This is a genomic window from Bacteroidales bacterium (assembly GCA_021648725.1).
Classification (GTDB): domain Bacteria; phylum Bacteroidota; class Bacteroidia; order Bacteroidales; family JAADGE01; genus JAADGE01.
On record JAKISF010000013.1, the window covers coordinates 38,332 to 51,463 of the forward strand.

Genomic DNA, 13,132 nt, shown 5'->3' on the forward strand with positions numbered 1-13,132 from the left:
ATTAGCTTCGTAAATAATTATCCGGCATTTAGTTTGCAATCTTATTATCGCTTGATTGCTAATAAAAACTAAAAAACAGTTTAAACTTTTATAAAATTCATTATTTTGCAAAAATATGCAAAACCACGTATTCCAAATAGAAAAGTTGAAAAAAATTACATTATACGGTGTTTTGCTTATAATTGTTTTAATCATTTTATTAATATTACTTCTGCAAACAGCTTATATTCAGACTAAAATAACAAAATTTATTACAAAAGAACTGTCTGAAAAATTAAACTCTGAAATTGATATTGATAATGTAGAAATCAGCTTATTCAAAGGTTTCATTTTTAAAGGAATTTATATTCAAGATCAACAAAAAGATACCTTGCTGTTTATTAAAGAATTATCGGTTATCCCGGAAGGGCTTCAAACAGACTTTAGCAACATTTCCTTAAAAGAAATAAATATTGACAGCCTATACCTTAACCTATATGAAATAGGAAAAGATACTCTTAACCTTCAATATATATTGGATGCGTTAAGTTCAGACGAAAAAGAAAAAACAGACGAAGATTTTAAGTTGGACATAAAAAACATTTCAATAACAAACTCTTCTTTTTCGTATTTTATTCCCGATACGGTTAAAAAACACGGATTTAATTATAAAGACCTTGAACTTGACAGCATAAATATTAAACTTAAAAAACTTGAACTGAATAACAAAAATATTTATTCTGAAATTGAATCAATATTATTAAAAGACAAAAGCGGATTCTGTTTAAAAAACTTTACCGGAGACAAAATAGAACTGAGCCCGAAGCATATTCATTTTAACAATCTTAGCCTACAAACACCGGACTCAAAACTATCTTTTGACAGTTTATACTTTGATTTTCCGGGCAATTATGACTTCTCGGAATATAAAACAAAATTGAAAGCTAATATCATAATAAATAAATCAAGCTATTTATCATATAATGATGTAAAGTATTTTATTACAGATACAAACACCTATTCCGAAAAAGTGCAAATTTCAGGAAAAATAAAAGGCACGTTTGATAAATTTGATATAACAGATTTAGATTTAAAATATGAAGGGCTCATAGATTTAAAAATGAACTCTAGAGTAAGTGATTTTAAAGACTTTGACAACCCGTTACTATTTGTCCATATTAAAAAACTTGAAGTTGATTTTCAAAGGTTTCAAGAAATGAAAATTCCCGGGCAAGATATTATTTTAAAAGACCTGCCGGAAGGTTTAAAGAAAATAAAAAACATCAGCTACTCGGGAGTTACAAAAGGACACCTTTCAAAATTTCTGACAAAAGGAGAGATTTCAGGAGGTTTCGGAAGTATTTCAATTCTTGCTCTTGCAAAAAAAGACTCTTCTTCAATTATTAACGTTAAAGGAAAACTTTCGGGAACAGACTTAGATATTGCACAAGTATTTGAAAACAATGATTTTGGTACAATGAGCTTTTCTCAGAACTTTGATTTTTCATTACTAAAGAATAAAAAAATAAAACTTAAAACTTCCGGCAAAATAAATGATGTTTTTTATAAAAAACATTCTTACAAAGATATTGCACTATTTGCTGAATTATATGACAAAAAAGTGGACAGCCTGAGCGTTAACATTAAACAAGAAAATATCAGAGCATCAATTTCCGGCAAAATTAATTTCTTGTCAGATATCCCGGAAATAAACCTAACCGCCAATGTTTATTCTGCAGATTTAAAAGCATTAAATTTAAGTAATGCCGAAACAGAATCAACTGTAAGTTTTTCAACTGTTGCGGATTTTAAAGGATTGAATATTGATGATTTTTTGGGAACAATTAATTTAACAAGTCCCTTTGTCTATTCAAAGGATTCTGTAACTGTAAGAATAAATGCATTTCGTTTAACCGGACAGCAAACACCAAATATACAGGCAAATGAAAAACAAATTGTTTTAAAGTCAGACATTGCAGACTTTAAAATAATTACGACAAACAAAAGTTCCGAAATTTTTAAAGCCCTGCAAACTCTTGTTTCCGGCTTATTTAAGCAAAATCAAACCGATACAGAAGCAAAACCTATAATAAAAGGCTCTGTTGTTATAGAAGCCGACATTAAAAACCCCGAATTTATCAGTTCTCTGTTTTTCCCAAAATATCATATTTCAAAAAACACAAAATTATTCGGATTTTATGATCCCGAAAAAGAATCTTTAAACCTCTCTTTAAATTCGCAGCAACTAAAATACAAAAATTTCATACTAAACGATTTTTTTATAGTAGCATATACAAGGAACAAACGATTATTCGGAGGTATAGGCGGCTCATCATTAAAACCGAATGAATCAATTATAATTGAAAACATAAATTTAGAAGGAGATTTAATTAATGATACAATTAACTTTAACCTAAATTGGAATAATTTTAAAGATACGGCAAACTACTCAGCAAACATTGCCGGAATCATTGAAATTATAAAAAAAGACAAGAAAAAAACAGTTTATAATTGCGATTTTCACAAATCAAATATTAGCATAAATGATGTTCTTTGGAGTTTTGATAAATCAAATGTTTTGATAGACTCTGTAAGAATCAAAATTACAGACCTAACCCTGAAGAATAAAGACCAAAAAATATATCTTGACGGAAATATTTCTGAATACCCCGGAGATATTCTTTTTGCAGAATTTACAAACTTTAACCTTTCAAATATTCAACCGGCTTTGTCCGAAGATTTTATTATAAAAGGAAAACTTAACGGAAGCACTACTTTAGCCCAACTGTATGAAGCCCCGCTGATATTTACAAAAGATTCAATTATTAACTTTAACGTAAACAACATCGACTTCGGTAATTTTTATTTTAAAAGCAACTGGGATGACGCAGAGAACAAAATTCATGCAAATGCATATAACCTTAAAGGAAAGAACAACAAATTCATGAACGATACAATTTACGGCGACTATTGGCCGGATAAAGATAAAATAAACTTTACGCTGGATATAAGAAGCATGCTTTTGAAAACATTTAAAGACTATTATTCAGATTATGCCGAATTTAACCCTACTGCATTCATAACAGGAAAAATAAATATTGCAGGAAATATTAAAAACCCTCTTTTACTCGGAAACTTGAAACTAAAACAAACAACGGCAAAAGTAAAATTTCTGAACACATATTACAGCATCAACGAAATGGATATTCTTATTAATAATAAAACAATACGTTTTGATGCAACAAAAATTTATTCCCGAAATAAAAACGGATTCGGGTTTTTAAAAGCAGATATTTCACACAATAATTTTTCAAATTTTGATTTAGATATTGACATTGATGCCGAAAACTTAAAACTTATCGCCCTTAAACGAACAGACTCATCCTACTTTTACGGAACAGCATTCGGAACCGGAAATATTAATTTTTCCGGATCATTAGATAATATTTTTATGAATGCTAATTTAAGCACCGAAGAAAACACCTCTGTTTTTATCCCTATTGCCACAAGCGAAACCCTCGAAGAAGAAAAAAACTTTATACAATTTGTTTCAGATACTTCCGAAACCAAAAACCAAACAACAAATGAAAACTATGAAGTTGATTACAGCGGTTTCAGCATGAATATGAAATTAGATGTTACGGATAATGCTGAAATACAAATTATTCCCGACGAAAGCGGAAATATTAAAACAACAGGTGACGGAAGCCTCAACCTAACTTTAGACAGAGAAGGTAATTTTAACATGTTCGGAACATATATTATTTCTGACGGAACATACTTGCTTGACTTAAAAGTGCTTCCAAAACTTTTTAATATTGTTGAAGGAAGCCGAATTATTTGGTCTGGAGATCCTGATGACGCATTAGTTGACATTAAAGCAACCTACAAAATTAATAAAGTCCCCGTAAATAACTTAGTCCCGGAGCAATTAGAACAGGCAATAGAAAAAACAGATGTAACATGTCTTATTCATTTAACTGGTGCATTGTTAAACCCGACACTAAATTTAGACATAGAAATTAATGATAATGTAAGCAATAAATATGTACAAAAGCTAAACTCTTTTAATGAAAAAGAAATTAATGAACAATTTTTAGCTCTATTGATTTTTAAACGGTTTATGGGAAGCACCGCAGATAATTTAGGAATTGACGATCCTGCTCCGATTACCGGAGATTTAATTACAAGCCAATTTAATAAAATGCTCGAGCAATTCAGCAAAAACATTGAAATTAATTTAAAATATGAGCCGGGAAAAGACAACGAAACAGACGAGATAGGTTTTTCGGTTGAGGGTGATATCCTAAACAACTGGATTACATACAAAGGTTACGGTGGCGTAGGCGGCAATGACGGTTACAGAGAGGATAATTATATCGGAGAATTTGAAATCGAAGGGAAACTTAATAAGAAGGGAAATATAAAAGCAAAATTCTACAACAAAGCTAATGATACGCGCTTAAATGACGGTGATTATACACAAGGCTTCGGTCTGGTTTTCAGAAAAAAGTTTGATTCATTTTTTTATTGGAAACGCCGAGAAGAAAAAGATACCGTTTACCCGCTGCCCATAATTGAAGATAAGAATTAACATCATTTGTTCTCACCATAATATTGTATCCAAATCCGGCATATTCCCGTCAAAACCTTTCGGACGAGGAAAACCTGTATATGCCTCAAAAATTTCTTCTTCATGTGCTTGAATAACGTCAATATCTGCTTCATTAACAATTAGCCCCGTAACTTTTTTTGCTTTTTCAAAAACCCAATCGGCAATAACTTTGTTTGATTCGTACTCTTCTTTCAGCTCATTTGAACCTTTTTTTAACTCTTCCAGTGTTATTCGAAGCTCTGCTTTTGTTTCCTCTGGTATATCCGGGTCATTCAGTTGCTCCTCTATAAAGCGATAGCCGTCACTAAACATTTCTTGACTGCTTTCTTGTAGGTTTTGTTGTTGATTCATTCCCCTTGATGCCTGAAGTATTGAAAAAACAGAGCCTATTTTTGCATTTAATCGCACAAACTCAGCATAACTTTCAATATCGCTTTCCTTTATAATACTTTCAAACGAGTTAAATCCCATTTTCCCGGCATTTGAACCATTTACATTTTCATTAATGTTTCTTAAAATATCCGGAGCCTTTTCTTTGAGCTTTTTATATGCTTTCAAATAGTTTACTACTTGCTCATCAGTTATTGTCCCCTTTTCCCCCGTAACCTGTACACAAGAAAATAAAACAACGGAAATAACAGAAATAAATATTGCTTTTTTCATGATTGATAAATTTTACCAAAGATACGAAATAATATATTTATCGCCAATTCATTTTTTTACAGCTCTTTTTTGTTTCTGTAAGCTACCCTTCTTGTTTCTGAAAAACCTAAACCAAATAATAACCCCCGAAATTATTAAAAACAAAGAAATTAACCCGGTAAGCGGAACTACTAAAATATAAAACGGTCCTAAAAAAGGTTTGTAAATTCTGCCGGTATGAAGCTCTAAAGAAACATTCCAAAGAGAAATCGGAAGAGATTGGATTTTTTCAGGCATCTCCGGATTAAAAGCCGGGTTATTTATACTTATTAATCCGTTATTATAATCGAACCAAATTTCTTCAGAAAAATCCGTAGAATAACCTGCAAGCATTTCTTTCCCGATAGGAATTCCTCGTTTTTTCGGTTTTATATATGGTTTTTTTGTTATATAATTTTCAATATAGTTTGTTTTCAAATTTAATGTGAACAAACCTTCAAAAGAACCTACAAGAACCACCGAATCTCTTTGTAGTTTAAAAGCATTTACACCCATAACGCTGACAGGAGGTTGCACTTCTAATTTCTTTAACGGTTTCGAAAAAAAATCATCAGAATAGAATATCCCGCCAAGAGTTGCAACATAAAAACGCTCATTTTTTTCGTCATAAATAAAACGTCTTAGTTTATCATTCCACGGATTGGGATTGTCTAAAACCGTTTTCGGAATTTTCGCAACTTTTTTTTCTGCAATCGGTATTAATAACGGCGGTCTCAAAAACATTCCGGTTAAACTTGTAATAACTAAAAGAATTGCTGTTATCCAGCCTATTTTATTATGCCATTTCAAATTCCATCTTATGTTTTTTAAAATTGATGTTCTTTTTTCATTTGTTACGCTTTCTTTTAATATCCTCCGTTTTTTAAAAAACAGGATTAGCCCCGTAACAGTTAAAAAAACAAGGATTAATGCTGCCGAGTCAACAATTAACTTTCCTGTTTCGCCCCAAACCTCTCCGCTGTGAATAACCCAAATCGTTTTAAATAGCCCGATTTTGTTGTCATAATTTTTCGGTTGCGGCAACATAAATTTTTTATAGCTGTTTGCTTGTAGGTTGAATATTGTAATATCAGAACGACTTAGCAATAAAAGCGTATTGTTTTTTTCAATAATATCTACTATTTGGCTTGTATTTTTTGTTTTTCGAATTAAAAACCATCTTGATTTTTCAAAATCATACTCATAAAACCCGAACAATGATCCTGCGAACAATCTCCCGGAATATGCTTGATACACAACAGAAACTTTTTTATTATCAACCCCTTTCGGGAAACCTTGCGAAAAATTGACAAACTCGGAGAAAGTACTGTCAGTTTGCCAAACACCGATGTTTCCGTACAAAAGAATTTTTCCGTTGTTAAGTTTAACCGTGCTTTTTACGGCAGCATTATTCCAGTTTTGATATTGAAGCTCGTTCGGTAAAAATTTTCTGCTTACATCAATTGTCGAAAAGAATTGCCGGTGGTTCAAAATAATTCCCGAAACCGAAAAAATTACCATCAATAAAACAATTAGTACTCCGAGCCACTTATGATATTTTCTTATAAACCCCATTTATTAAAGTTTAGCACCTTCGTTAAAGCGAGCAAAAGTATAAAAAATATCAGAATTAAGCATATTCTTATCTGATTTTATTTTTTACACAAACAACATTTATTAACATATCAATAAACTTGTCCTTTGTATGATATATATCTAATTTAGCACTTTAATTATATTACAAACACACAAAAAACAACAAAAAATGAAAAAAATTAAATTAACAATATTCATTTTATTTATTGGTTTATTATCATTTTCTCAAAAAACGAATGACTTTGGGGGAAGGCTCCCTCTAGATGAAAAAGTTGTTTACGGAACTCTTCCGAACGGAATGAAGTATTATATTCGACACAATGAAGTTCCGAAAAACAGAGCAGAATATTATATTGTTCATAATGTAGGTGCCGTATTAGAAAATAAAGACCAAAACGGTCTTGCACATTTTACCGAACACATGGCTTTTAACGGAACGAAAAATTTCCCCCAAAAAGGCATTTTAAATTTCATGGAGTTAAACGGAGTTGCATTTGGGCATAATGTAAATGCCTTTACCTCACACGATGTAACTGCCTATATGCTTTCAAAAGTTCCGACAACACGTTCCGGAATTATTGATACATCTTTACTTGTTTTGCATGACTGGTCAAGCTTTATTTCTATGGAAGATGAAGAAATAGACGCCGAAAGAGGAGTCATCCGCGAAGAATGGAGAACCGGAAGAAATGCTGACAGAAGGTTGAGAAAAAAAACAGCAGAAGTGTTATACAGCGGAACAAAATACGTTGAACATGATGTAATAGGACGCATTGAAGTTATTGATAACCACAAATATGAAACAATTAAAAGCTTTTACCACGATTGGTACAGACCTGATTTGCAAGCATTAATTATTGTCGGAGATATTGACCCTTCAGATATTGAAAAAAGAATAAAAAAGATTTTTGCAGATATTCCGAAAAGAGAAAGTCCTAAAAAACGCTATTATATTGAAATCCCGAACAATAAAGAACCGCTGATAAAAGTTGCAACAGACCCGGAAGCTAGCAGAACAATGGTACAGCTAATTTACAAGCATGATATTGTTCAGCCAAAGGATAAAAACTCAAATTATTACAGAAGTTTGCAGACAAAGTCGCTATACCAAATAATGTTTAATAATCGACTTAACGAACTGACGCAATCAGAACATCCTCCGTTTATTTATGCTTATAACTTTTATGGAGATATTGTAAGAAAAAAAGCTGCATATTATTCTTTAGGAATGGCAAAGCCGAATGAAATACACCTAACATTGGCAACTTTACTTACAGAAAACAAACGATTAAAAAAATATGGTTTTACAAAGCCGGAACTTGAGAGAGCAAAAGCAGAATACTTAATAAAAACAAAAAAACAATTTAATGAACGAGATAAAACAAACTCCGGAGATTATGTTTGGCAATATTTCAGTCATTTTCTGAACAATGAACCCGCACCCGGAATAGAGTATGATTTCGAATTTACAAAAAAAACTCTCCCGAACATTAAGCTTGAAGAGGTTAACTTACTTGCACAAAAATGGATAACAGAAGACAATATGGTTATTACCGTTACAGGTCCCGAAATTGAAGGTAAAGAATTATTCTCAGAGCAAGAAATAAAAGAAATAATACAAAAAATAAAATCAAGACCTGTTGAAAAATACGAAGAAACAGTATCGGATGAACCTTTAATTAAAAACATCCCGAAACCGACCAAGGTTATAAGCAACAAAACAAAAAACGGGGTAACAGAAATAAAGTATAAAAACGGAGTAACTGTCGTAATAAAACCGACAGACTTTAAAGATGACGAAATTTTAATGACAGCATTCAGTTTTGGCGGCTACTCGTTGGTTGACGACAATGATGTTCCTTCTGCAATTATGGCAAATAATATTATTCCCATGGGAGGTGTAGGCGAATTTTCGAATATTGAACTGAATAAAAAACTTGCCGGAAAAATTGTCAGGGTAAGCCCGTTTATTGATGAAAACGATGAGGGTTTTACAGGAAATTCAACACCTGCCGATTTTGAAACAATGCTGCAATTAACATATCTGTATTTTACAAGCCCCCGAAAAGACAAAACAGCATACTCTGCTTTTATGCAAAGAATGAATGCCTGGCTCGAAAATAAAAATTTAGACCCTAATTCTCGATTTAAAGACACAATTTCTGTTACAATGGCAAACAACCACAAAAGAGTTATTCCCTTTAACAAAGAAATGTTGAGCAAAGTTGATTATGAAAAACTATTCAGCATTTATCAAGACAGATTTAAAGATGCTAATGACTTTGTTTTTATTTTTGTCGGAAACATTGACATAGAGAAAACAAAACCGATAATCGACTCATATATTGGAAGCTTGCCATCGAGCGGAAGAATTGAAACATATAAAGATAACAATATCAGATACCCTAAAGGAATTGTTAAGAAAGAACTTAACCCAAAGTTAGAAGTTGATAAAAGCACCGTATTTGTCGATTATTCCGGGGAATATAAATACACTCCCGAAAACAACATGAATCTTTCGGCATTGAAATATATTTTAAGTTTAAGATACATTGAAACTATCAGAGAAAAAGAGGGTGGCTCATACGGAGTAAGAGTAAGTAAAGTCAGCAACCATTTTCCTTACGGAAACTACCAATTAAAAATGAAGTTTGATTGTGCTCCTGAAAAATCAAAGTATTTAACATCAATTATTTACAGAGAAATCGAAAAAATAAAAAAAGATGGACCGACAGAAGCCGATGTTAAAAAAACAATTGAATATTTTAAAAAAACTCGTGAAGAGCAATTAAGAGAAAACAACTTTTGGAAATCAGCTTTATTACACGAGTATTATCACGGATATAGCCTTGCTGACAAAGCAAATTTCGACAAATTATTGGGAAAACTTAATGTGAAAAGCATTAAAAAAACTGCAAATAATTTCTTAAATGAAGATAATATTGTTCAAATTGTAATGATGCCGAAGGAATAAGCCTGTTTTGCGAGTACGGCCGCCTCCCGAGTCGACTTGAAACGGGAGGCGGCTTTGCCTTGTCATACAAACAGAAACTAATTGTTATAACCGCCTTGTCGAAACAACCGGAATCTTATAAGCCCGAATATTCCCGTCTAAATTAAACACTTTAAAATAAATTAAATATGTTCCGGAAGGAGCAAGTCTTCCGTTGTCATACAATCCGTCCCAAACAATTGTTCCCTCTGTTGAGAGCAAAAGATTATTTGCCAACTGTCTTACCTGTCTTCCGTTAGCATCAAATATAATGACAGTGGCAACATATCCGGGGCTTTCAAATTTGTAATTAATATTTGCATAATCTTCAAACCCGTCATTATCCGGAGAAAAAATATACGGCTCTGCCGTTACGGGATTTTCTCCCGGATTTACGTCTTCGCTGTATTGTGAGTTCTTGTACGCCGGAGTGGCAAAACCCACATATTCCGATGCTGAATGCCAGTTTGAAATATCTTGTGTCGGCTTATCATAATTAACTCTTTCCAGAGAAACTCCCTTTTCACTGTCTAAAAGACTAAAGTGCATATCTTCATTATAGTCAAACCGGTCAATTATTGTGTCATTTTTGTATAAAACCAAAACAGTTCCGAAATCACTCGGTAAAGTCGGAATGTCCGGTATTTCTATGATATTTTCTTGATCTTGGCTCATATAAAAAGACGAAACGCCCTCTTTGCTTTCGGTAAAAGCAAGGTAAGTTCCCGGTTCAAAATACAGGTTTGTTTCTGAAAGAGGAGAAATCGAAATTATGCTGTCTGTTATGTCTTTGTCATAAGTTGCTATCTGAATGTTAATCAAATCAATTCTTTTCTCTGATCTGTTATAAAGTTCTACAAAATCATTTCCGCCGGTATTCGGATAAAAAAGGACTTCATTAATTGCAATATCATCTTTTTGAGGTGTATAATATGAAAACATCATATTCGCAGTGACCATCGTGTTTCCGTTTATATCTTTTACTCCGGATATGTTTAAGGTTATATCTTCTCCCTGCGGAAAAGCATTTGTAAAAAACATATAAACTACGGAGGTATCAACATTATCTCTTGTAATGAATTCCGGACTCCCGACACCTTTATCTGCAAAATAGTTCAAAACATTTGTTCCGTCGGGCAAACCAACGGTTTCCGAAAATTTAATTTTTAACTTATTTTCATCCTGTGTCCACAGATCCACAGGGTAAATTAAAAAATATGTGAAATTAAAACCGGTTGCCTGTATCGTATTTCCGCAATTGTCTTTTATACCCTCAACAAGCAAAGTATTTTCTATTTCGGAAGTAAATTGTGTGTTAAAGAAAAGGTGAACCCGGGTTCTGTCTTCTCCGTCAACAAATGCAATCGTCGGATTTTCAATGCCGTTGTTTATAGAAAAATTCAAGGTGTCTCCTCCGCTTTCATAACTGATATTATCATCAAATTCAAGTAATAAATAATTCGAAGACAAAACTTGTACATTTACAAGTTCCGGGGCAATGTTATCGGGGTTATCTCCAAAAACAGAGTTTTGCCTTCCCGGGGTTCCTCCCCAAACATCCTTTGTTGCTGTCCAGTTATCGTCTTCTCCGCAAAAATTGAACGGATCAATTCGTTCAATAGAATATCCCCCTCCGTCTTTTTCGTCATCATCATACCATTCTTTGGAATATGTAATATCTTCTATAACTGTGTTATTGTTATCCCGAATAACAATCCTTTTTCCCGATGTTGTTAAGTCAAAAGATGTAATACCGACAGGCATTCCGTAAGGAGAAAAATCTGATTCAAAGCCCGGTCTGCAAATGATTGCATAACTTCCTGCCGGAATTATTGAATCGGGAAAACTTTTTACCGTATATCCCTCTATTTCAATTGTCCAACCGGAGAGGTCTATATCATACGGTGTATGATTATAAAGCTCAAGGTATTCAAGAGCGGGCAAGGCTGCCGGAGCGGGGTTTACATCACACATAATTTCATTTATGACGATATCATAAGGCAAAGTTTCGTGGAATGAAAAGCTCAGGTTTGTCGGATTAATAATGTTGCCGTATGTATCTTGAACACTGTTAACGGTAAGAGTATATGCCAAATCAACCTGAAAAGATGTTGTAAACGAAAGGTGAACCAGCTTACCATTTGTTCCGTCAACGAATGCACTTGCAGGGCTGCCGATTCCGTTATTTACGGAATAATTTAAAAGCGTTTCTGCACTTGCAACATCAACAACTTTATTAAAAGTAACATCAAGTTCTGTTGCAGAAACCGGGAATATGTTTATTGCTGCAATTTGATAATAAATAAATGCTCCTATAGAGTTAGTTGTTGCATTTCCGTTTAAATCTTCAACATTATTTACCGTAAGGGTATATTCGTTGTTATCAACAAATGTTCCTGAAAATGTTAATTCAACTTGTTTGTTATCAGTCGTGCTTAGAACCGCTCCTGTGGGAGAGTCTATTCCTCCGTCAACAGAATAGTTTGAAATGTTTTCTGCCGTTGTCTGCAAAAGACCTTCATTAAATTCAACAAGAATTGTGTTGTTTGAAACTGCATTAATACTTGTTACTTGGGGAGCTTCCGTATCCGGCGGTCCGACAATTGAAAAGTCATCAAACCAAAACCCCCCGGCTCTTGTTAATGTATATTCAAAGAAGGGTCCTGTATAAAAAGCGTTAATGTGGGTGTTGTCTGTTGCCGTTCCCCCAGACAATAAATTATCAAACCCTCCGGTTTCATCATAAAACAATTCCCAGCCACCGGATGCCGTTCGTGTTACCTTAATTCCAATTGTAGCAGATGTCGGCCAAACATAAGGTGTTTGAATCAGCACGGAAAAAACACCGTTTGTTACTTTCCATAAAGAAAGGATGTCATCCGTACCGGACATATTAACTCCCACAACATAACCGTTCAAACTTGATGTTAAATCAGAATTATCTGCAAAAAGATAAACGCCGAAATAATTGCTGCCGGAGGGATTCCATGCACCGTTTTTAAAATTAAATTGCCAAACCGTTTCTCCGTTTCCAATTGTTATACCGGAAAAGGGTGTTGTAACATAGCTTATTCCGGCAACAGAACTTAAATTATGCTTCAAAGAATAAACCCCGTTAATCGGTGTGTCGGTTGATGCTGCCCAGTGCCCCGTTACATTTTCTGCCCATCCGTTAAGGTTTCCGTTTTCAAAATCATCGGCAACTTGAGAAAATAATGTAACAGAAAGAAGTAAAAGAAATAAAAGAAATATATTTTTCATCGTTTTTA

5 protein-coding genes are annotated in these 13,132 nt (G+C 33.3%); 2 read left to right on the top strand and 3 right to left on the bottom strand.

Features of this window, described 5'->3' with window-relative positions:
• Positions 1 to 115 precede the first annotated feature (115 nt).
• Positions 116 to 4,573: a translocation/assembly module TamB gene (locus L3J35_06690; protein MCF6365876.1), complete on the top strand. Its 4,458-nt coding sequence runs from the start codon at positions 116 to 118 to the stop codon at positions 4,571 to 4,573.
• A gap of 12 nt (positions 4,574 to 4,585) precedes the next feature.
• On the opposite strand, the gene L3J35_06695 is transcribed toward L3J35_06690, so the two are convergent.
• Together L3J35_06695 and L3J35_06700 are read right to left on the bottom strand one after the other, a co-directional pair.
• Entirely contained in the window at positions 4,586 to 5,257 is a 672-nt protein-coding gene (locus L3J35_06695; protein MCF6365877.1) for a hypothetical protein, read from the bottom strand.
• Positions 5,258 to 5,305: 48 nt separating this feature from the next.
• Positions 5,306 to 6,850 carry a PepSY domain-containing protein gene (locus tag L3J35_06700; GenBank protein MCF6365878.1) on the bottom strand — a complete coding sequence of 515 codons (1,545 nt, stop codon included), beginning with the start codon at positions 6,848 to 6,850 and terminating at the stop codon, positions 5,306 to 5,308.
• Positions 6,851 to 7,040: 190 nt separating this feature from the next.
• Here L3J35_06700 and L3J35_06705 point away from each other — a divergent pair, with 190 nt between their 5' ends.
• Positions 7,041 to 9,845, top strand: a complete 2,805-nt coding sequence (locus L3J35_06705) for an insulinase family protein (protein MCF6365879.1) — start codon at positions 7,041 to 7,043, stop codon at positions 9,843 to 9,845.
• A gap of 84 nt (positions 9,846 to 9,929) precedes the next feature.
• On the opposite strand, the gene L3J35_06710 is transcribed toward L3J35_06705, so the two are convergent.
• Positions 9,930 to 13,124, bottom strand: a complete 3,195-nt coding sequence (locus L3J35_06710) for a lamin tail domain-containing protein (GenBank protein ID MCF6365880.1) — start codon at positions 13,122 to 13,124, stop codon at positions 9,930 to 9,932.
• Between the last annotated feature and the right edge of the window lie 8 nt (positions 13,125 to 13,132).